This is a genomic window from Spiroplasma endosymbiont of Glossina fuscipes fuscipes (assembly GCF_049669535.1).
Lineage (GTDB): Bacteria > Bacillota_I > Bacilli_A > Mycoplasmatales > Mycoplasmataceae > Spiroplasma.
Window position 1 is genome coordinate 32,837 of the sequence record NZ_CP187162.1, and the last position, 22,259, is coordinate 55,095.

Here is a 22,259-nt window from a genome sequence, read left to right on the forward strand (position 1 = left end):
GTGATTATATGGCATATGATATCCAAATTGGATATAGTTCAATTTTAACATTACGTGAAACAGTAGAAGCAATTAGTTTAGCTAAACGTGAATTGGTTCGTCGTTTTATTATTCAATTTAATCTTTTAAAAGTTGATGCTCCTTTAATTAGTAGCGAAGAAAAAGGATTAAATGATGATTTTCAAATGACAGAGCGGCCAATTGATTTTGATATTTCACCAAGCAATTTAGTTGGTGAAATTTTGCAATCACACAATAAATGACGAAGAAGTGCAATTGTTCGTTATGAGTTAAATAAAAATGAAGGAATTTTAACAACAGCAATGGTGCTTAGACGTGATATTAAACAATTAAATAGTCAGGCCGTAACTTTTAGTGAAATTGGGTTTGACTTATTATTAGATGAGAAAAAGATAACGTTATTAAAAATCCAAGAAACAATTGATAAAGCAGTTAATATTATTAGTGAAGTTGAAGATATTTTATTATTAAAATTTCCGCAATTAAACAAAAAATTTGGAAAGAAATTAAATTGAACAAGCCATACTGAATTGCAAAAAGCAATGCGGTTATTAAGTCATCAGGAACGTTTAAACCGTTATACACGAGAACATGGGGCGACAATTTTATATGGATTAAAAAAAGTTATTACGAACAATACAATTGAGATTAGTGAGTCACAAGATGTTTTTAATTGAGAATTATATGCAAAAATTTTTGTTTATGATTTTGTTTTAGAAAAAGCAATCTGTATTGGTTATTGTGCTGCTAGTGTTAATCGTGATGTTTTAAAAGAACAACTAGCTGTAACAAAAGAGACAACTAAGTTAAAAACAGAATATGATGCAAAAGTAGCAACAAATGAACTACCAGTGACATTATCATTTGGTCTTTATAAATCACAGTTAGATTTGTTTTTATTAGAAAAACAACATATTGGAGAAGTAATTGCTTCAGTTTGAAGTGATGATTTTTTAGAATATGCTGAAAAAAATGGAATTGATATTTTATAGATGAAAAATTATACGGCAATTATTGTAGCGGCAGGGAATTCATCGCGGTTTAAACAAACAAATAATAAACTATTATATAAAATTAATGATACTAATACAGTTATTGAAAAAACATTAGCATTATTTTTAAGCGATCCTTTTTGTACGGAAATTATTGTAGGTGTTAATGATGAAATCTTAAACTTTTTATTAAAGAAAAATTATCAATCTCAAAAACTTCACTTTGTGATAGGTGGTTTAGAACGGGTTGATACAATTTATCATTGTTTAATTAATCATAAAATTAAAAATGAAATGGTGATGATTCATGATGGTGTTCGTTGTTTTGTTAGTTTAGATTTTATTAATAAATTAAATCAAACTTTTTCTAAAGCAAATTATGAAGTTTTAGTTCCAATGTTGCCAATAACAGAAACGCTTAAAAAAATTAATAATTGTCTTGTTGAAAAAACAATTAACCGAGACGAGTATTTTACAATTCAAACACCACAAGTTTTTAAAACAACATTATTATATAATGTTTATGATGAATATTTTCATACTAAAAATAAGAAAATAATTTATGATGATAGTTATTTAGTTGAATTATTTGCTGAAAAAACGGAGATTCATACAATACTAGGAGAAAAGCAAAATATTAAAATAACTTATTTAGATGATTTAAAATTATTAAATTTAGGTAAATAAACCTTACAATTATAGATAATATAAGGTATAATTGACAACGAGTTAATAATGCTTTAATGATGATTATTAGCTCCTTGTCCGAATAGGACCTAGACCAAGAGGAGGAAAATAAAGTGCGCAAGTACGAAGTTATGTATATCTTAAACCCAGAAGCAAATAATTTAAACGAATTAGAAGGTCGTCTACATAAAATTTTAGAAGCTAATGGTGGAGGAATTGAAGAACACGGTAAATGAGGAATTAGAACTCTAGAATATCCGATTAAAAAGAAAACAAAAGGATATTATGGTGTATTAATTGTTAATACGACCTCAGAAAATATTGATGAGTTTGTTCGTATCAGTCACATTGAGCAAGATGTATTACGAATTTTAGTAATTAATACTGAAAAAGAAAAAGGATATATTCAATCAACTGTTTATGCAAAAACAGAAGTTAAGAATGATAAACCAGATCGTGAACGCAAACCAGGAAGTAAAAGACCAGATTATTACAGACGTAATGAACAACGCGTTGAAGGTGAAGAACCTAAAGCAACAAAACCAGTTGAAGCAAAAGAATAATTGAGGAGGGTGAAAGAGTTATGTTAAATCGAGTTTCATTAGTAGGAAGAATAACACGTGATTTAGAATTAAAAAATTCTGTTAATAATAAGCCTTTTGTAGCTTTTACCTTAGCAGTAAATAATAATTTTAATGATCAAGCATCATTTATTTCATGTTTCGCTTGAAATAAGACAGCAGAAAATATGGCCCGTTATTTAAAAAAAGGTTCATTAATTGCTTTAGATGGTCGTTTACAAACAAGGTCAAATAATGTTAATGGACAAATGACAACAATTATGCAAGTAGTTGCAGAAACTGTTTCGTTTTTAGATTCACGAGGAACAGGAACTGTTGCTAATATGGGAACCCCAGCTCCAAATCCTAATGATTTTAATAATATGACTTCTTTCAATCAAACAGAATCACAAGATAATAATAACAATGATAGTATTAGTTTTGATGGTGATGATGCAATTTTATGAGATTAAAAGGAAAGGAAACAAATAATGAATCCAAAATTTAAACGTTTTAAAAAACAATGTTATTTTACAAAAAATAAGATAACATATATTGATTACAAAGATATTGAATTATTAAAAAAATTTATTTCTGGTAATGGACAAATTTTGCCCAAAAGAGTTACTGGAACAACAGCTAAAAATCAAAGAATGTTAGCGATAGCAATTAAGAGAGCACGTCAAATGGCATTATTACCATTTGTTATTGATTAAAAATACTTACAAAAATAAGTATTTTTTCTTTTTTAGTGTAGAATTAATATGATGTAAGGCACAGTAAAAAAAGTTACGGGATGACATTATGATAGAGAATCCAAAGTTTAGTAATGTTTTTAAAACAGAAGCAAAAGAGAAAATGGGGAAGAGTCGGTTTCAAATAATTAAGTACATCTTAATTTGTTTTGTACCATTTTTATATGGTTTTATTTGTGCATGAGCTTTTTGGAATCCATTAGCTAAAATTGGGAGTATTCCAATGGTCATTGTTGATAATGACAATCCTCCTTGTGTTGCTTATGCCGTTAAAAAACTGGTACTGATGAAAATAATTTATTAACATCGCCATTTGTTTAATATTTGCATGTCAATAATGCTGCAGAGTGTCAAGAAAAAAGACAAGAATGGTTTGACAATAATTCAAAGATTAATAAAAATATTTATAAATTACAATATCGTTTTGATAGTATGGTTAATTTATCAGTGACTAATAATGAATTTTATAATGTTAATTCAAAAGCATTAGAATTAAAACAAAATGGAATGACAATTAAATTAAACTATTTATATGATCGTGAAACTAGTTTTAAACCAGCAGACAAATATTGGGCCCAATTACAAGTTAGTCCTGGGTTTACAGAAAATATCTTTAAACTAATGCGTGCAGTTGGTAATCATAGTCCAACCGAAGTTATTAAGAGTTTAGAATATTTGATTAGTAATATGTCATAGTTTTGATCAACATATAAACAAAACTTTTTAGCGGGACAAGTTTTATATACTTTTACTCAAATTAAGACAGCTCTGGTGCATTCGGCTTTACCAGAAGTTTTAGGCACTTCAATGTTTTGGGCTTTTGTAAAATGAGATGAAACAGCCAATGTTCACTATTTAACTGGTCGTGATTTTAGTAATTATTTAGAAAATATTTTATTAATTATTGGTCCAAATACAGCAATTGGAAAAGCAATTTTAAATTATGTGCAAGATAATCATCCACAATATTATGATATTGCTAAGAAAGTTTTAGAATTAGTGGAAACAACTGGAAAACAATTTCTTGATGAGTTTGTTCGTGAGATTTTTCCTAATTTAGATGCCCATGTTACTTGACCTGAATATAGTGAGAAAGCACAGCGCGTAATTCGAGATTGAACAAATTTAAATTCATCGCTTTTCCAAATCCCTGTGCACATTCAAGGTTATCAATATGGTGAATACGGAATTGGTTTAGGAGAATTTTTTATTGCCATTGCGATGTGGGTTGGTGTTTTAATGCAAACATTTATTTTTGACCGTACTTGCCGGACAAAACGGACAAAATGATATCAACATTATTTTTCAAAATTATTATTAATGTTAATTACAACAACAATTCAAACAACAATTTTAGCTATTTCGTTAGCAATATTAGGATATAGCAAGATAGGAGCTAGTTTTGGTTTATTGTATGTTTGATTATTATTGTGCAGCCTTATTTTTACTATCATTGAGCATGCAATTTGGTTTGTTCCTGCTGATGGTGATGTTGGAAAATATTTAATTGTTATTTACTTAATTTTAAATTTAACGGCAGGTTGAGGAACATTCCCATCATTTATGCAAGCTGGTTTCTTCAATGTTGTTTCATTCTTGACCCCGTTCAAGTATACAATCCATGGAATGGGCAATATTATTTATGGAATTGGAACAGGAGAAGGTTCATTAATTCAATATCAAACTGAAATTTTACAAAATATGGGAATATTATTAATTTGAATTCCAATTTTATTAGTAATTAGTTTAAGTTTAACTTATTTATGACGACAAAAAGAAAAATATGGAACTTTTAACTTGAGAGCATTAAAAAAAGTATTAATGGAAAACAATATCAATATTAATAAAAGTGTTGCTCGTACTTTGAATAATTTAAGTAATCAAGAAGTTGAAATAGTAAAAGAACAAGTTCTAATAAGTCAATATCAAACATTTGAAGAACAAAAGAGTCAAAAGATAAAGCGGATGGAAATAAAATTTGATCTTACAAGAAATCCAAAATATTTATATAAAATTAAAAAAATTAAAGCAAAAGGTTATTCAATTGAAACAAAAGAGGAAGACCGCGATAGCATAATATAATTATTGTTGAGGAGAAAAGTTATGGATAACAAAAATAATTTGCCAACTTTTAAAGAAATTTTTAAAAAAGAATGACAAGAACAAACAGTTAAAAATAAGAAACGAATTATAAAATTCATTGCAATCTGTATTGTGCCATTTTTGTATGGTTTCTTTTGTGTTTGAGCTTTTTGAAATCCATTTCTTAAAACAGACCAAATTCCAATGGCAATTGTTAATCATGATGCAAACTTATGTGTGATTTATAAACCTAAAAACGCTACTGATCAATCAATTGCAAATGGAACTGATATTCATTATGTTAATGTAACCGATGAAGCAAGTTGCAACGCTGCAGTTAAACCAAACGAAATTGCACGTTTTACAAGTGTTAGTGACAATGTTGTCACTGGTCCAAACTATTATGATAAAGAACATAATAATGTTAAGATAGATGTTAGCACTATTACATTAAAATTAAATTATTTAAAAAATAAAACCACTAATTTTGAACCAACTGACAAATATTGAGTCCAATTACGAATTCCTGAAAATTATTCTGTTCATCTAATTAATATTTTAAAAAACATTGCTAATTCATCATTTGACCATAATCAATTTTTAACCGATATTACTTGAATGAGCAATAATCCAATTAACTTGTGAGCTACTTATAAACAAAACTTTTTAATTGGTTATTTTGCAACAACTTTTACCAATTTACGAGAAAGTTTTGTTCGTGAAGCTGTCCCCCAACTGATTCTGCCAATGCTTTATACCATTTTGTCTAATCCTGATGGAACAGTAAACCGCACTACTTATGATGATTATGTTATCAAAAGTATTAAGACAAGTAATTTAATTAATGAAACAAATAATTTAGTTAATCAAGGTAAATTAACTTCAGCCCAAGGGAAGATTATTACTTCGTTGTTAAAAGTATTTGGTCTAGTAAAAGGACAATTAGTACAATTTATTTTTGGCTCAGAAAATGTTGTTAGTAAGGACCAATATTTTATTAATAGTAATGAATTGGGGAAACACTTAAAAGATGTTGGGAGCATTATTGATATCCCATATAATGTTCAGGGTTATCAGTATAATAAATATGGAATTGGATTGGGAGAATTGTTTATGTTAATTGGTGTTTGAGTCGGAGCTTTAACACAAACATTTGTTTATGACTGTAAAGGAAGAACCAAAAACACATTATCTTATCAACATTATTTTAGTAAATTACATTTTAATGTTATCTACATCCTGAATTCAAGTTACAATTATGATGCTTTCATTATTAATTTTAGGTTTTGGACAAATTGGTCCAACTTATGCTTTGCTGTGGCTATGAATGTTCTTTTTAGGTTCACTTTTCAATGTTATTATTTGTTCTATTTGGTTAGCAATTCCAGACGAAATGATCGGCCGTTTTATTGCTGTTATTTATCTAATTATTAATTTATCAGCTGGATGAGGAACATTTCCATCATTTATGCAAAATAAATTTTTTGATGTTTTATCATATATATCACCATTCCGCTATGGTTTGCATAATATTGGCACGATAATGTATGGCTTATCTTTGCCAACAAGTATTGGTATTGGTGAATATCAAACTGAAATTGTCAAAAATATGGGGATTCTATTCATTTGGGTTATTGCTTTTGTTATAATTGGATTAGTAGGAACCTACTATCGTTTCTTAAAAATGAAATATGGAACAATTAGAGTAAAAACAATTTATCAGGCAATGAATAACATTGATAATATTAAGGATTATGAAAAAAGTATTAGTACCTTAAACTATTTAACAGTAGAAGAACAAATTCTAATAAAAGCAGAAGTAGCAGTCCAATTATTAGCAAAACAAACAAAAAAGCAGTTAAAAAAACAACATAAATAATTGTACAGATAATCTTAATATTTTTTGTCTTCTTTTTTAAATGAATCACCAGCTATTTTATGGTATTATTTAAATACTAATTTATTTTATGAAAGAGAGAAAGTCAAATGTATTTAAATTTATTATATAGTATAGATAATAGTAACCCTTTACATGACTTTTTGTCAATTTCAACTTGGCAATCATTTGTTAGTATTTTTCTTTTCTTTGGGATTATGCTTTTACTATGATTTTGAATTAAGAAAACAAAAATGCGTTTTATTTTTCGTGTTTTATTAGGGTTAGCTCTTGGTTTAGTTTTTGGGATTATTGTTCAAGCAATTAATGGTTTCCCATATAATACAGCTGATCCATCAGGTACAATGATTAATCCAACGATTCCAGATCCAAGTTCAACTGATCCTAAGAAGACAATTCCAAATGATATTTATGTCCTATGAATTCATGAATTTTCAATTTGAGTTAACTTGTTTAGAATGATCTTCTTAAATGCGATTTTACTAATGACTGTCCCAGTTGTTTTCCTAGCAATTGCACGAGCAGTATCAAAACTAGGAAAAGATGCAGCGTCAAAAAAAGGAACAATTATTACAATTGCGATTTTATTATTGAATGTTGCAGCAATGTTTATTATTACATTATTTATTGGAATTGCTTTTAATATTGGGGATGGTTTTACAATTTCAGGAAGTGGTAGTTACGATAAAGCGGCATCTAAACCATTGCCAGAAATTATTTGAGATTATGTACCTTCAAACTTTGTTTCGCCATTCTTTTTAGGAGCAATTATTCCAGTAATGGTTGTTGCCGGATTAATTGGTCTTGCGGTTAAAAAATCATCAAAAAGACACCCTGAAGATATGCAAAAAATTCGTGATGGATTTGACCGTTGATGAACAGTTATCATGTCATGTTTAATGTTTATTATTAAGTTAATGCCTTATGCTGTAATGTCAATGATTACTTATGCTATTGTTTCACGTCCAATTGGATATTTAGCTCAAATTGGAATTGTAATTGGGGTTGGTTACTTATGTTTAGCGGTTGCTTTAGTTTGACATTCATTGTTATTAACATTATCAGGAATTAATCCATTTAAATGATGAAAATATGCTATTAAGCCAGTAATTCAAGGATTTACAACACAGTCTTCAAATGCGACGTTGCCTTTAACAATGAAAGTTTTTAAAGATGAGATAAAAGTGAAAGAAAATTTAGTTGGGATTTCCGCACCATTAACAACGACAATGGGCTTAACTGCTTGTGCAGGGGTACAAGCAGGGATTATTGTTTCATTTATTGTAACAGCAGGATTATTTGACTTAACAGTTGCTAATTTCTTTATTGCTTTAATTGTTGTTGTTGTTGCATCATTAGGAATTGCTGGTGTTCCAGGAACAGCTAGTGTTGTCACAGCTGGAGTGCTGGGGGGGCTTGGCTTAGGGACTTTATATGTTCCTGTTTATGCAATTATTGGGGCATTAGATGGTTTATTTGATATGGGTCGAACAGCAGTAAATGTTGCGGGAGGATTACAAGCAACAACAATTGCCGCCCGGTTAACAAATTGTTTAGAAAACGAAGAGTTAATTCTGTTTAAATGATCACGTTTATGGCGAAAACGAAACAGAAAAAAAGAGTCAAAACAAGAATAAAGGTGCTACCTTTATTTTTATTTTAAAGGGGAAAGGTTATAATATTATTAATAAGACAGAAAGAAGGGAAAAAGATGAAGGTAATTATAATTGGTGGGTCAACCGCCGGAATGACAGCAGCTAGTAAGTTAAAACGAACTTTAAAAGATAATGTTGAAATTATTGCTTATCAAAAATTAAAATATCCATCGCTGGGTAGTTGTGGGATTCCTTATTATGTGGGGAAGCATTTTGATAACCCAGAAAGGATGATTGCACGAACTGTTGAACAATTTGAGAATAATAGAATTTTTGTAAAAACTTCATGTGAAGTAACAAAAGTTGATTTTAAAACAAAAACAGTTTATGGAATCAATCTTGGAACAAATGAAGAATTTATTGATACTTATGACAAGTTAATTATTAGTGTCGGAGCAACACCACGCAAATTAAATTTAATGGGTGAAGAAGCATCAAATGTTTTTACAGGAACAACTTTAGAAGCAGCAGTAGCGCTTCGTGATAGTTTAACAAAAATTAAGAATGTTACTATTATTGGTGGTGGTTTTATTGGGCTAGAATTTTGTGAAAGTTTTGGTTTGGCTGGGAAAAATATTACGTTAATTGAAGCTGATAAATGAATTTCACGAAAATTAATTGATGAAGATATCGCACAATTATTAGTAGCGGATTTAGAAAATAAGGGAATTAAAATTAAGACAAATGCTAAAGTAGCGGAATTTATTATTGAAAACAATAAAGTAAAAAAAGTTAGATTAGCATCTGAAGAAGAGATTGCAACAGACTTAGTTTTAGTTGGGATCGGAGTTACACCAAGTACTGCTTTTTTGAAAGCAACAGATTTAAAAATGAATGAATTTGGTGCAATTTTAGTTAATGACCAGTTTGAAACTAATATTAAAGATGTTTATGCTGTTGGTGATTGTGTTATGACAAAAAATGTAATTGATAATAAGTTACAATATATTTCGTTAGCAACTGTTGCTGCAAAAAATGGGAAGGTTTTAGGTAATATTTTAGCAGGGAAAAAAGACCATTTTCCAGGAGCAATTGGAACTGCTATTATCCAAGTTTTTGATAGTGAAATTGCGCGGACAGGATATACAAAGGAACAAGCAATTGTAAATCGTTTTACTGTTAAAGAAGTCGTAATTACGGGAACTGATCATACCCATTATGTTGCTGATGCTAAACTAGTTACAGTTAAGGTTATTTATGATCAAAAAGCAAAAATTATTGTGGGAGCGCAAATCTTTGGTTATAATAAAGCTAGTTTAAGAATCAATGCTTTAATTCCATTAATTTGAACAAAAACTAAAATTAATGAAATTGAATATTTGGATTTACCATATTCGCCACCATTTGCAAAAAGTGTTGATGTATTAAATGTTGTTTTAGCGAAGATTAATGAAAACTAAAAAAGGAGAAAAAGGTATTAAATAACAGTAAAAAATGCTATTAATTAACGAAAAACAATTAAAAAATATGATAGTAGTAAAACTATTAACAATAATGATTTATCAACAATTATTGAAGCAGGACGTTTGGCGCCGTGTTCATTAGGTTTAGAGGTTACTAATGTTGTGACCATTACTAACAAAGAATTAAAAACTAAGTTTGTAGAAGAGGTCATAAGTGGCTCAAATCAGGAAAAAGTTCAAGATGCTAACTGTATTATGATTGTTGCTGGGGTTAATCCAGAACATTTAGTTTCAACGGAATTTTTAACAAAACGATTGGAACGAAATATTATTCAACCTGATGTGTTAAAAATAACAATTGATAAATATCAAACTTTTTTAACGCAAAAAGAAAATTTGTTTGCCTTTGTGTCAGAACAAGCCCACATTGTAACTAGTTTTATTACTCTGCAAGCTGCGGACTTAAAAATTGGCTCAACAATTATGGGAGGCTTTAATGTTAAAAAATGTAACGATTTATTATCACAACATTGTTTTTTTGATCAAACTAAATTACATTCGGTGTTAGTTTTAGCTTTAGGATATTATGATGAAACAGATGAAAAGAGAAGGTTACCACGAGTAAGGATTGGTTTTAATGAATTTGCAAAGATTATTAAATAATTTTTGTTTTTATTGACAATATGTGTTATCATTATTTACGTGCAAATAATATGCATCCATATTATTAAAAGAGAGGTGAATTATATGGCAAGAGAAGGAATCCATCCAAAATATTTTGATACTAAAATTATGTGTACAACTTGTGGAACAGAGCGGATGAGTGGTTCTACTAAGGGGGAAGAATTAAAGGTTGATACTTGTTCTTCATGTCATCCCTTCTATACAGGTAATCATCAATTTGCTAATGACGCAGGACGTGTTGAACGCTTTAAATCTAAATTTAATAAAAAAGAAAAATTAGCAAAGCAAACAGAAGAAGCATCAAAAGTACAAAAAGAACTTAATAAAAAAACAGCAAAACCAAAATCTGATAATCAAAAAGCAGAATAATGGGGAAAACTTTTATCTTATTAAGATAAATTTTTTTCGTTATAATGAAAATAGACTACTTTAAAAGTTTATAAAGGATTAAAGGGAATTAAGTGCAAGTCTTAAGCTGTCCTAGCAACTGTAAAACTGACGAATGTTAAATAAACCACTGAATAACATATTTGGGAAGAATTAACTAGTAGGATGAAGTAAAGCCAGTAGACCGTCCTTATAAATTTAATAAGAGTCCTACTAGGTAAATAGGATTAATTTATTTTGGAAATAAAATAAAAATATAAGCATAAAAACAAAAGGATAAAAGAAAATGGTTAAAAATATTTTGACTGTATTAACAAGTTTAACAGTGAGTACAACAACTACAGCAAATGTTACGATGCAACAAGCAACTTCGTTAAGTGGTGAGAAATTATTACAAAAGAATACTGATGGGTACCATGTTAATAGTGTTAAAATCACAGTAAAAAATGAAAGTGGAGCAGTTGTTGATACAGTTACTTTTTATAATTCATTAGTAAGTTTAGGTGATATGTTAGTATCAGATTCGGATTTTTTTGGACTTAACGAAACATCATTTGGATGTTTATTAATTAGAGTTGACAATAGAACAACAAATTTTAATAAGAATTATTGAGTGATTTACTCAAGCACACATCCATTTTGCAAGTTTAATACTAATCCAGCAAATTATTGTTCAGTTGGAATTGATGGTCTAATTTTTCGTGATGTTTGAGAACAAGATCAATTATTTGATTTTGTTTTAACTAAGATTTAATTTAAATAATAATCCTATTTATCCTTTTTAAGAAAGGGGTTTTCAATAATTATGAAAAAAATATTAACTAATTTATTAGTTTTATCGTTGAGTTTAACATCAACAATAAGTTTAATTAGTTGTCAAAATTTAAATCAAAATAATACAAGCAACGAAGATAAAAATGAAGAAGATTTACCAACCTTACCAAATTATTTTACAATTATACAAGGTGATATTTATCCCTCTTTTGGTATTAGTAAACAAGAGGGAACTCAAAAATACTTTTTTAAACTCACAAGTGATCAATTGAGTACCCTTTTTTAAATTTGCCACAACGTAAAATTGCACCATTAGGATTTGCAAAGGATGTTGCAACTATTAAGGATTTTCGATTTTATTTAGAATATCAATTCGCGGCAACCTTTGCCATTCTTAGTGATCAAGAATTGACACTTGATGAAAATCAAATGGTTAATATTACTTTGGCTGTAAAGTGTTTAAAAGTAGCAGAAAAATGATTAGAGAGTGGAGTTTGGAAAATGCGTTTTACTGATATGAATGTTGAACAAAAAATAACTTTTAAAATTCCAATTATTCCAAATGAAGCTGATGAGTTAAATAAATTTATTTTTAAAAAATATAATGAATATATTGGGCAAAATGAGATTAAAATTGATAAAAGCAAATTAGATTTTAATGATTTAGATAATGTTGCAAATACAAAGTATTTGCAAGAAAAAGCAACTACTTTTATTAATACTTTTATTAGTAAAAATTCAGGGCTTGACAAAAAACTTAATCTTAAAAAAATTATTCCACCAAAAGGTAATCAAATTAAGAGTTTTGATGAGCCTTCTAATAGTTTAGTAAAAATTAATACAACATTTAATTTTACCTTAAATATTGAAGGACTAAATTATTATCCACGATTAAATTTGGGGATGGAAATTAGATATAAAATTATGTAAGTTACATAAAACACTACGGAGGTTAATAAAATCATTAACTTAATAATAAGTGTTTTTTTATTATTTTTATTTGGGTATAATAAAAATAATTAGAAGAGTGGTGTTTAAATGGGATTAAAAATTAGTAATTTAAAATATAAACGCTATAAAAAAAATATTTTTACTGATTTAAGTTTTGAGGTTAACAGTCAAGAAGTTTTAGGAACTTATTTTGAAAATAAATTTTTACAGTTATATTTTTTAAAACTTCTACTAGGAAAGAAAAAACCTTGCAGTGGGAAAATTTATTTAAATAATCGAAACATTACCGCTTTACTTCCAAAAGAGCGAAAAATTGGTTATGTTTCACCAGGAACACTACGATTAGGGTTTTTACCAACTAAGTTACGATTAGCTTATCATATTTTAAAAACACCAAAATTTTTACATGATAGTTCTTTAAAATACATCAAAAATAAATATCGTTATAAAAATTTAGTTTTTATAGGTAATGATTTAAATAAAAAAGACTTAATATTGAAAACAGATAAAATTATTAATGAGTATTTTCATAATTCAATTTGAATTAAGGAAGAATGAATCGAAACCTATTTAACACAAATTAGTGAATTTCATAAAAAGGAAATTGCCAAAATTTTTGAAGATGATAAGGATTCAATTTTAATTCAAAGTTTACATACGTATACTTATAAAAAAGAAGAGATTCGTGTTTACGAAGGTTTTCTTGCGTTTTTGCAAGCCTTATGAGATAAGATTTATTATATTTCAGAATTAGATTACTTATGTGATTGTTCTGAAATTGCCAAAAAAAGAAAGATTAAAAATAAAAAATTTGGATTTACTGGGGCAAAACTTGTATGCGAAAAGTATTTAAAAATTTTACAAACTGAAATTCTTTATGAACGATATAAGTTAATTAAAGCAAGGAAAGCTTTAAAAAAATATCGCCTTAATGTTCTTAACACTGTTATGTGTGATAGTGAACGAAAAAATATTATTAAAGGGATTTTGCATAAAAGTAATTCTGTTAATGTTGTTACTTGATTAAAATTAGCAGAAGACCAATGGTTTAATTATAATCAAAAACAAGAGCAACTAATTTCTAATTTGTTACCAGATGAAGCAACAATTATTAAAGGAAAAGTTTTAGAATATTTTCATAAGTACCATTTAGCATTATTAAATAATAAATTAATCCAACGTGAAGAGGATAATTCTCTTGCGATTGCTGCAGCAAATGAAAAAATTGTAACAGTTTATAATCAGGCGTTTGAACAAGTAAAAGAATTAATGAGTAATTTAAATATTAAAATGAATTGATTTAAAATTACTAAAAATTTAAGTAGTTTTGATCATACAAAAATTAGATTAATTAACGCAATTTTAACTAATAAGGAATTGATTATTTTACACAATACTTTTGATAATTTAACACATAATGAAGCTATTGAATTAAATGAAATTTTATTGACTCTAAAAAATTACAATCCACAAATAACGTTTTTAGTTTTAACAAGAAATATTGAAAATATTAAAAACTATGTTACTAAATTATTGTTCTTTGATGAAAACAATAATTATAAATTAATGTCAAAAGAACAGGCTGAGTTTTTTCCTGAGACAATGCACTTATATCAAACAATGTACAACAGCTCTGAAAATATTTTTTCAGTGCAATATTTTGAAAAAGATAATATACTTGTAAATGAAAAAATTAAGATTAAGTTACCAAAAGAGATTAAATTAGTTGATCAAAAGGACTATTCATTGGCTATTAACTCAAATTTAATTTCTTTTGAAAAAACAAAATTTTTTAATAGGGATTTATATTTAATGTATAAAGGACAAGTTAAAACAATTAAAAAAATTGTTAAGTCAATTGTTTGCTTTTTTGAAACTAATAGTGAAGTAGTTTTTAAAGTCTTAGTTCCTGAAAAAGAATTAAATTTGAAAAAAATGACTACAATATATTTTGATAAGCATGCCTTATTAATTTATGATAAAATTAACAATAATTTAGTTGTTAATATTTAAAGTGAGGAAATTTTAAATGCAAGATTTAAAAAAAGCAATTTTACAAAAAATTAAAGATTATAATACTATTATTTGCTTACGTCATATTTCACCAGATGGTGATGCATATGGTTCGGCGTTTGGGCTAGCACAATTTATTAAGGATAATTTTCCTTCTAAAAAAGTTTTGGTTGATGGTGAGTCAAATAAGTATTTGGCTTTTTTAGCAACACCTGATTTTGTTAAACAAGAAGATTATCGTGGGGCTTTAGTAATTGTGACAGATACGGCTAATATTGAACGGATTGATAGCAAATATTGGCAGGAAGGAAAGGAAATTATTAAAATTGATCATCATCCAAATGTAACACCATATGGAGATTTACAATGAGTTGATGAAAAGAAAATTGCAGCTAGTGAAATGATTGCTGAGTTTGTTTTAACATCAAAATTAGAAGTTTCAGCAGCAGCGGCAAGATTAATCTTTACGGGGGTTGTAACTGATTCTAATCGCTTCATGTATAATAAAACTTGTGGTGAAACCTTTATGTTAGCAGGCCAATTAGTTGTAAAAGGATTTGATTTACAAAATATTTATCAAAATTTATATGAAGAACAATGAGCAAATGTTTGTTTTAAAAATTATTTATTATCACAAGTAATGATTTATGATGATCAAATTAGTTATGTTAAAATAACAGATGAAATGTTAAAAGAACATCAAATGGATTACGAAACTGTTAAACCGTGAGTTAATATTATGGCTAATGTTAAGGAATTTAAAATTTGAATGTTCTTAATTGAAAATAAAGTAGAAGGTTATATTAATATTAGTATTCGAAGCAATACTTATATTGTTAATGGCGTTGCTGAAAAATACCATGGTGGAGGTCATCAATTGGCAAGTGGGGCTAAGATTTATCAGTGAAAAGATACTGAGAAAGTTCTAACTGATTTAAGTCTTTTAATTAAAAATAATGTTAAATATGTGGGAGGCCAATAATGTATTTTTTAAATAATAAGGCACAGATGGGGTGGATTGAAGTAATTACTGGTTGTATGTTTGCGGGAAAAACAGAAGAGTTTATTCGCCGTTTAGTACGATTAAGTTATGCTAAATTTAAAATTCAAGTTTTTAAGCCTGAAATTGATAATCGTTATAGTGAGAATAAAGTTGTTAGTCATAGCCAAAATTCAGTTGAAGCAATCCCAGTGAAAGATTCAGCAGCATTATTAGTGCAAGTTGATTCAGCAACAAATGTGATTGGAATTGATGAGATTCAATTTTTTGATAACAATATTGTTAAAGTTGCAGATTCGTTAGCAGATAAAGGAATTATTGTCATTGTTAATGGTTTAGATAAAGATTTTCGTGGAGAATCATTTCTAAATGTTGAACAATTAATGACCCGAGCAGAAGAGGTTAAAAAATTACATGCAATTTGTGTTAAATGTGGGAATTTAGCAAATCGTACTCAACGTTTAATCAATGATAAACCAGCTAATTATTACGACCCCATTGTTTTAATCGGTGAAAAAGATAAATATGAGGCACGTTGTCGTCATTGCCACGAAGTAACATATTAACTTGGGGAGGAGAAAAAATGTTAACAAAAGCAGGGTTAAATGCAGAAGCATATTTTATTACAAATAGTAGACCAAAAACAGTTATTAAACTTAAAGTATATTTTGTTGAAAATTTACCAGTTAATTCTAAAATTACAATTATGGAAGATTTAGTGGTTAAGGAAAACGATAATGTTGTTGTTAATGGAAATGTTTTTAAAATTAGTCAGAAGATTATTAGTAAACACCCCGTTAAAAAAACTTTTGAAAGTTGTGAATATCGTTTAACTTTACTTGACCAATTAAGAAAATTGCCAAAGTTTCAAGAAATTATTGCGAACCAGTAAATAAATCATTAATTATTATGATTTATTTTTATATAATAGATTAAATCGGACATTATGATTTAAAATATATTATAATAATTGTTAGGTGTTTGAATAGGCAGAGGTGGTAAAATGAATCAAAAAACAGTTGAACGATTAGAGACAATGTTAAAACGATTGAATTTAATTAATGAAGAATTAACAAAGTCAGAAATAGTTAATGATGTAAAAAAATTAACTAGTTTGGCAAAAGAACAATCACAATTAGAAGATACTGTTGCTTTGTATTTAAATTATAAAAATGTTTTAAATAATATTAATGAGGCAAAAGCAATTTTAGAAAATGAAAAGGATGAAGAACTAATTGATTTAGCTAAAGATGAAATAAAGGCTTCAGAAATTAGAAAAGAACAAATTACGGCACAGTTAAAAGTGATGTTATTGCCAAAAGACCCTAATGATGAAAAAAATGTTATTTTTGAAATTCGAGGTGCTGCTGGTGGTGATGAGGGAAATATTTTTGCCGGTGATTTATATCGAATGTATCTAAAATATGCTGAACAGCAAAAGTGAAAAATTGAAGTAATTGAGGAAAATGAATCAGAAGCAGGTGGGTTTTCAACAATTTCATTTATTGTTAAAGGTGATCGTGTTTATTCAAAAATGAAATTTGAATCGGGTGCGCATCGGGTACAACGAATTCCAAAAACAGAAAGTAAAGGACGGGTTCATACTTCAACAGCAACCGTTGCTGTTTTGCCTGAAATTGAAAAAGTGGATTTTGAAATTAAAACAGTGGATTTAAAAATCGATACATATCGTGCTTCTGGTGCCGGAGGGCAACATGTCAATACAACTGATTCAGCGGTACGAATTACACATTTGCCAACCGGTGTTGTAGTTACATCACAAGATGGTCGTAGTCAACACGATAATAAAGCATTAGCAATGCAGCATTTACGTAGTAAATTATATGAAGAACAACAACGCAAAATTAATGAAGAACGAGGAACATTGCGGAAAGATGCAGTAGGAACTGGTGATCGCAGTGAAAAGATTCGTACATATAATTATCCACAAAATCGGGTTACGGATCATCGCATTAATTTAACTTTGCAAAAATTAGATCAAATCATGGAAGGTAATCTTGACGAAATTATTATAGCTTTAATTAATGAAGAACAAAGACTGAAAATGGAAGGTAACTAATGACAGTTAACGAATTAATTGAAAAATCAGAAGATTATCTGAAAGAATCTAATATTGTTAATTATCTTGCTGATGTTAAAACTTTAATAGCATTTTTTATGAAAATATCTTTAGCCAAATTGTATGCTGTTCAAAATGAAAAAATTAATTTTAAGGTTGATGATTATTGGCAAAAATTAGTTGAATATCAAAATGGAAAACCAATTCAACATATTACTAACTTACAGAGTTTTTATGGTTATGATTTTTATGTTGACGACAATGTTCTTATTCCTCGGTATGAGACAGAAGAATTGGTGGATAATATTAATGTTTTAATTGATGATATTTTTCTTGAAGGCAAAAAACCATTAACTTTAATTGATGTTGGAACTGGTAGTGGGGCAATCGCAATTAGTTTGGGACTAGAAAATCCAAATTTAACAATTTATGCTAGTGATATTTCGCCGTTAGCTTTGGATGTTGCAAAAAGAAATATTAAGCAATTAAATTGTCGTAATGTTCAATTATTAAAAGGGGATATGTTAGAGCCTTTTCTTAAGAATAAGATTAAAGCTGATATTTTAGTATGTAACCCACCTTATATCCCAAAAAACCAACAAATTAGTCATCGTGTTAAAAATTATGAACCGCATGTTGCTTTATTTGGGGATAATGATGGCTTATATTTTTATCGTCAAATTTTTCAGAATTGACAAAAAATTGTTAACAAAAATGGTTTTTTATGTTTTGAACATGGTTATGATCAAAAAAAGGCATTAGAAAAGTTAGTTAAAGAATATTTTCCAAACCAAAGATATTATTTTAGAAAAGATATAAATAAAAAATGACGAATGTTATTTGTTAATATTTTGTAGTAAAATAAGAGGAGCTCAGGTGTGAGGTGAAAGTATGGATGATAAGATTAAAAATATTAAAAGAATCCGCGTTACTAGTATTGCATTTTTAGTAGTTTTATTTATTATGATGCCATATTTTGTTTTTATTGTTGTTTCGCACAGGGATAGTATCTTAAAGAATTTCTTTGCATTTACTGAAGCAACACCAAAAGATGTGTTAGAAACTTTTACGACATCTGATTTTCCAAACCGATTTTTAATTTTTGGTTTGCCCTATATTGCTTTAGCAACTTTAGCGTGTGCAATTATTAGTACCGTTTTCTACATTTATTATCAAAAACGAACAATTAATTTTAATAATCGTATGTTATTAATTGGAACAATTACTATTACTTCTTTTATCTTTATTACGTGTTTATTGTTTTCATTTGCCGAGTATTACTATGATTTATTTACCGAATGATGCCGTTCCTTAAAAGGGGGATATTCTGGACCAGATTACATTGAAAACATTAATAATATGATTAAACTAGGGACTCCTAATCGCGATGCGATTATTGCAGCGTTAATTAACTTAGCAACAGGTCTTGGAACGAAAAACCCTTATCCGTTAGCATGAATTGGAATTAATGTAATTTGATGAATTACAGGTTTACAAATGATTTTTGTTATTTTTATTATGTTAAAAGTTGGTTTTAAATTGGAATGATTATTAAATACTAATGTTAACCTAGGAAAAAAGGAAGAATTAGTTGTCTTAAAAGATACGTTCAATCAGAGTGTTGCTAAAAAAATTATTAGTCTATTTTTAATTCCAAATGAATTTAACATTTCATTATGAGTTATTTTCTTTTCTAGTATGGCTTTTATTCCACAATTAATTTATACAATCATTGTAGGTAGCAGTTTTATAGATGCAAATCGATTTATTTTGTATTCTTATTTATATCCAGAATTAACGATTAATGTTATTATTCCTGGGACAAATAGTATTTTAGATCAGCCAAATCTTGATTACTTTTATATGACAAGTAAAATGCCAGGATCGTCATTTTTTATTAATATTGCCCCAATTATTTTCTCATCTTTAATTATTTCAATGTTATTTGCATTTAGTTTTGTAATGATTAAAAAACCAAATTTAACCAAAAAAGGATTTATTAGTTTTTTTATTAGTTTTTTAATTGTAACTGGAGCGTCTTTGGTAATGTTTTTAATTTCACAGTATCAAATGACACAAGCAGTTGACTATTGAAATAGTCAAGATCAACATTTTAAAGAGACAGTTATGAAACCACTTTTTGGAACTACTAAACTAGATTATTTTTGACTGCAAGGAAGTGAATTAATTGCAAGTGGGATTTTATTATCTTTTTTTATTAGTGTGTTATCAATTATTGCGATTTCACATATTTCAAAAATTAAAAGTAATAATAATCGTAATCGTGAGGAACAAATTAAAGTGAATTCTAAAAACTTATAAGATGGGAGGCTAGATAGATAATGAAAGTATATACAATAAAAGATCGTAAAGAGGTCATTGCGGGTTATTTGGCAGAAAATGTAATTATTATTCCAACCGATACAATTTATGGGATGACATGTATTATTGGTTCACAAACAGCAAAAGCAAGAATTTTTAAAGTTAAAGGCCGTTCAGAAAGAATGTATTTATCAGTAATCGTTAGTTCTGTTCGAATGGCAAAAAAATTTATTGATTTAACCCGCGAAGACTTAAAAATTTTTAGAAAAAATGAAACTATTACTATAATAGGTAACAAAAATAGTGAAATTAATAGTCGTTATAATATTACTAATGATAATACAATTGGACTTCGAATTACAAAATCAAAATGATTACAAAAAATTATTAAAAAAGTAGGACCAATTTATGGGACAAGTGTTAATATCAGTGGGCAAAATTATGCCAAAGAATTTAATGAATTAAAAAAATTTGATGTTGATATTATTGTCAATGATGGGTATTTAGATAATCGTCCTTCAAAAATTTACAATTCTTTAACCAAAAAATTTATTAGATAAGAGGTAAACAATGACAAAAGAATCAAAACTAAAAAAATGATCATGATATAAAATTGTTAATCTTGTTGTTTTAATTATTTTAACTATTGTTTTTACAGTGTTGTTTGTAATTAATCAAAAAAAATATACAATTGCATTTTTAATTAGCGTCTTGTTGCTAGGAATTTGAGTAACTGGTTATTTTATGGGCCATTTTTTATTTATGAATTGTATTATGTACGATGAAGCTCCAAATTTATCTCTTGTTATTTTGATAATAACACTCTTTTAAAGAAATGCAACTATTTTTTAAAAAAAATAAATTATTTGTTAAATTATTTGTAAATTTATCTTAATTTTAACACACTGAAAAATAGTTTATTAAATTATTCAAATAAACTTATTTAAAATTCTCTGAAAATACCTCTTTTGCCGTTCTTCAATTTAAAACAGGCCTTAATTTTTCATTTATAATATCAACTACTAAATTTATTTCTTGTTGCGTAACAAGATTAAAATCTGTTCCTTTACCATATCGTTTTCTAAATTCACGGTTCATTCTTTCAATTAAGGGTTTTTGTTTAGGTGAACCTGGGTCACAATAATAAATATTAGAACTAGTAATCTTTTCCATTTCTTCAAACTTACTAAATTCTCTTCCTCTATCTGTTATTATTCCTTTAATTTTTCCAACTAAACCATTAATTCTAACTAATTCTTCAAGTTTTTTTAAAACTTCATTAGCAGTATGTTCTTCTAATTTCATAGCAAAATAATTTTTACTATTTTGTTCAACTAATACTAAACAACTAGATTGATGGTCTTTACCAACTACTGTATTCATTTCAAATCAACCAGTATTAGTTTTTTTATTTTCAATATCTCATATTGATTTAAATCTTTCATCTAATTTTCCACGATTATCAGGTCTTTTCTTTGTTCTATTTCTTCTACCACCATTTAATAAATTTTTCTTTAACAAACCCAAAAGACCTAAAAAAATTCATTTATAAAATGTTTTAAGGCAAGCGGGAAATTTGATACCAAATTTTATTAAAAATCGCTGAATAATTTCTGCTGGTGAATCACCCAAAATATTAAATCTTAAATTTAAAAATTCTTGTTGTTCTTCTGTAAATGTAGGTAGTTTTTTAATAGATTTTTTTCGTTTTTTATAGTAATCATCATGTGCCTCACGGGCATTATAATCTTCTATATTTGTAAATCTATTAATTTCTCTTTTAACAGTATTAATATCTCTTCCTATTTGTCTTGATATTTCAGATAAATTAAGTGTGCCATTTTTCTTTTTGCAACTATCAGATAAAAATAAATCCTTAAAAAATTTTCGTTCATCATATTTTACATGTGTATAATCTTTCATTACTCTATATTTCCTCCAATTCTTTTATAAAAATAGTTATACATTAAATTTATAAAAAAGATAAATTTTCACA

The 22,259-nt window shown here is 27.7% G+C and carries 27 protein-coding genes and 1 riboswitch; of the genes, 26 read left to right on the forward strand and 1 reads right to left on the reverse strand.

The features are described from left to right. The first annotated feature begins 8 nt into the window (after positions 1-8). The 26 genes from ACOBWH_RS00195 to ACOBWH_RS00320 all read left to right on the forward strand — a co-directional run bounded on the left by ACOBWH_RS00195 (position 9) and on the right by ACOBWH_RS00320 (position 21,094). Positions 9-1,013 carry an asparagine synthetase AsnA gene (locus tag ACOBWH_RS00195; protein ID WP_424526569.1) on the forward strand — a complete coding sequence of 335 codons (1,005 nt, stop codon included), beginning with the start codon at positions 9-11 and terminating at the stop codon, positions 1,011-1,013. Further along, entirely contained in the window at positions 1,014-1,700 is a 687-nt protein-coding gene (locus tag ACOBWH_RS00200) for an IspD/TarI family cytidylyltransferase (protein ID WP_424526570.1), read from the forward strand. It abuts the gene before it with no gap. 113 nt (positions 1,701-1,813) lie between these two features. Further along, entirely contained in the window at positions 1,814-2,263 is a 450-nt protein-coding gene (gene rpsF / locus ACOBWH_RS00205; RefSeq protein WP_424526571.1) for a 30S ribosomal protein S6, read from the forward strand. A 20-nt stretch (positions 2,264-2,283) separates the two neighbouring features. Then, positions 2,284-2,733 carry a single-stranded DNA-binding protein gene (locus tag ACOBWH_RS00210; protein WP_424526572.1) on the forward strand — a complete coding sequence of 150 codons (450 nt, stop codon included), beginning with the start codon at positions 2,284-2,286 and terminating at the stop codon, positions 2,731-2,733. A gap of 15 nt (positions 2,734-2,748) precedes the next feature. Beyond that, a complete protein-coding gene (gene rpsR / locus ACOBWH_RS00215; protein ID WP_370281048.1) occupies positions 2,749-2,976 on the forward strand; it encodes a 30S ribosomal protein S18 in 228 nt (75 codons plus the stop codon). An 88-nt stretch (positions 2,977-3,064) separates the two neighbouring features. After that, positions 3,065-3,319: a hypothetical protein gene (locus ACOBWH_RS00220; RefSeq protein ID WP_424526573.1), complete on the forward strand. Its 255-nt coding sequence runs from the start codon at positions 3,065-3,067 to the stop codon at positions 3,317-3,319. 20 nt (positions 3,320-3,339) lie between these two features. Next, positions 3,340-3,711, forward strand: coding sequence for a hypothetical protein (locus ACOBWH_RS00225; protein ID WP_424526574.1), 372 nt, complete (start codon positions 3,340-3,342; stop codon positions 3,709-3,711). 75 nt (positions 3,712-3,786) lie between these two features. After that, a complete protein-coding gene (locus ACOBWH_RS00230) occupies positions 3,787-5,097 on the forward strand; it encodes an ABC transporter permease (protein ID WP_424526575.1) in 1,311 nt (436 codons plus the stop codon). A gap of 21 nt (positions 5,098-5,118) precedes the next feature. Further along, on the forward strand, positions 5,119-6,531 hold the full coding sequence (locus tag ACOBWH_RS00235) for a YhgE/Pip domain-containing protein (protein ID WP_424526576.1): 1,413 nt from the start codon (positions 5,119-5,121) through the stop codon (positions 6,529-6,531). Next, the gene (locus ACOBWH_RS00240; protein ID WP_424526577.1) at positions 6,491-6,976 is read left to right on the forward strand and encodes a hypothetical protein; all 486 of its coding nucleotides are present in this window, start codon (positions 6,491-6,493) and stop codon (positions 6,974-6,976) included. The genes ACOBWH_RS00235 and ACOBWH_RS00240 overlap by 41 nt, the downstream gene beginning before the upstream one ends. Positions 6,977-7,083: 107 nt before the next feature. Further along, entirely contained in the window at positions 7,084-8,631 is a 1,548-nt protein-coding gene (locus tag ACOBWH_RS00245; protein WP_424526578.1) for a dicarboxylate/amino acid:cation symporter, read from the forward strand. Positions 8,632-8,705: 74 nt separating this feature from the next. Further along, the gene (locus ACOBWH_RS00250; protein WP_424526579.1) at positions 8,706-10,049 is read left to right on the forward strand and encodes an FAD-dependent oxidoreductase; all 1,344 of its coding nucleotides are present in this window, start codon (positions 8,706-8,708) and stop codon (positions 10,047-10,049) included. Between the two features lie 57 nt (positions 10,050-10,106). Further along, complete coding sequence (locus ACOBWH_RS00255) at positions 10,107-10,715, forward strand: nitroreductase family protein (protein WP_424527355.1); 609 nt, start codon at positions 10,107-10,109, stop codon at positions 10,713-10,715. Positions 10,716-10,799: 84 nt separating this feature from the next. After that, entirely contained in the window at positions 10,800-11,105 is a 306-nt protein-coding gene (rpmE, locus tag ACOBWH_RS00260; RefSeq protein WP_424526580.1) for a 50S ribosomal protein L31, read from the forward strand. A 56-nt stretch (positions 11,106-11,161) separates the two neighbouring features. Then, positions 11,162-11,330, forward strand: a riboswitch (cobalamin riboswitch). Between the two features lie 79 nt (positions 11,331-11,409). Beyond that, positions 11,410-11,877, forward strand: coding sequence for a hypothetical protein (locus tag ACOBWH_RS00265; RefSeq protein WP_424526581.1), 468 nt, complete (start codon positions 11,410-11,412; stop codon positions 11,875-11,877). A 51-nt stretch (positions 11,878-11,928) separates the two neighbouring features. Then, on the forward strand, positions 11,929-12,183 hold the full coding sequence (locus ACOBWH_RS00270; protein WP_424526582.1) for a hypothetical protein: 255 nt from the start codon (positions 11,929-11,931) through the stop codon (positions 12,181-12,183). Between the two features lie 2 nt (positions 12,184-12,185). Then, on the forward strand, positions 12,186-12,827 hold the full coding sequence (locus ACOBWH_RS00275) for a hypothetical protein (RefSeq protein ID WP_424526583.1): 642 nt from the start codon (positions 12,186-12,188) through the stop codon (positions 12,825-12,827). A 108-nt stretch (positions 12,828-12,935) separates the two neighbouring features. Next, complete coding sequence (locus ACOBWH_RS00280) at positions 12,936-14,861, forward strand: hypothetical protein (protein WP_424526584.1); 1,926 nt, start codon at positions 12,936-12,938, stop codon at positions 14,859-14,861. 16 nt (positions 14,862-14,877) lie between these two features. After that, positions 14,878-15,843, forward strand: a complete 966-nt coding sequence (locus ACOBWH_RS00285; RefSeq protein ID WP_424526585.1) for a DHH family phosphoesterase — start codon at positions 14,878-14,880, stop codon at positions 15,841-15,843. Continuing rightward, entirely contained in the window at positions 15,843-16,427 is a 585-nt protein-coding gene (locus ACOBWH_RS00290) for a thymidine kinase (protein WP_424526586.1), read from the forward strand. The genes ACOBWH_RS00285 and ACOBWH_RS00290 overlap by 1 nt, the downstream gene beginning before the upstream one ends. A gap of 17 nt (positions 16,428-16,444) precedes the next feature. Continuing rightward, positions 16,445-16,753: a hypothetical protein gene (locus tag ACOBWH_RS00295; protein ID WP_424526587.1), complete on the forward strand. Its 309-nt coding sequence runs from the start codon at positions 16,445-16,447 to the stop codon at positions 16,751-16,753. A 111-nt stretch (positions 16,754-16,864) separates the two neighbouring features. After that, the gene (gene prfA, locus ACOBWH_RS00300; RefSeq protein ID WP_424526588.1) at positions 16,865-17,941 is read left to right on the forward strand and encodes a peptide chain release factor 1; all 1,077 of its coding nucleotides are present in this window, start codon (positions 16,865-16,867) and stop codon (positions 17,939-17,941) included. Then, entirely contained in the window at positions 17,941-18,798 is an 858-nt protein-coding gene (prmC, locus tag ACOBWH_RS00305; RefSeq protein WP_070406300.1) for a peptide chain release factor N(5)-glutamine methyltransferase, read from the forward strand. The genes prfA and prmC overlap by 1 nt, the downstream gene beginning before the upstream one ends. A 34-nt stretch (positions 18,799-18,832) precedes the next feature. Continuing rightward, positions 18,833-20,263 carry a polypeptide chain release factor methylase gene (locus ACOBWH_RS00310; protein WP_424526589.1) on the forward strand — a complete coding sequence of 477 codons (1,431 nt, stop codon included), beginning with the start codon at positions 18,833-18,835 and terminating at the stop codon, positions 20,261-20,263. A gap of 20 nt (positions 20,264-20,283) precedes the next feature. Beyond that, entirely contained in the window at positions 20,284-20,823 is a 540-nt protein-coding gene (locus ACOBWH_RS00315; RefSeq protein ID WP_424526590.1) for an L-threonylcarbamoyladenylate synthase, read from the forward strand. 10 nt (positions 20,824-20,833) lie between these two features. Then, positions 20,834-21,094, forward strand: a complete 261-nt coding sequence (locus ACOBWH_RS00320) for a hypothetical protein (protein ID WP_424526591.1) — start codon at positions 20,834-20,836, stop codon at positions 21,092-21,094. Positions 21,095-21,202: 108 nt separating this feature from the next. Here ACOBWH_RS00320 and ACOBWH_RS00325 read toward each other — a convergent pair whose 3' ends face one another. Beyond that, on the reverse strand, positions 21,203-22,186 hold the full coding sequence (locus ACOBWH_RS00325; RefSeq protein WP_424526592.1) for an IS30 family transposase: 984 nt from the start codon (positions 22,184-22,186) through the stop codon (positions 21,203-21,205). Between the last annotated feature and the right edge of the window lie 73 nt (positions 22,187-22,259).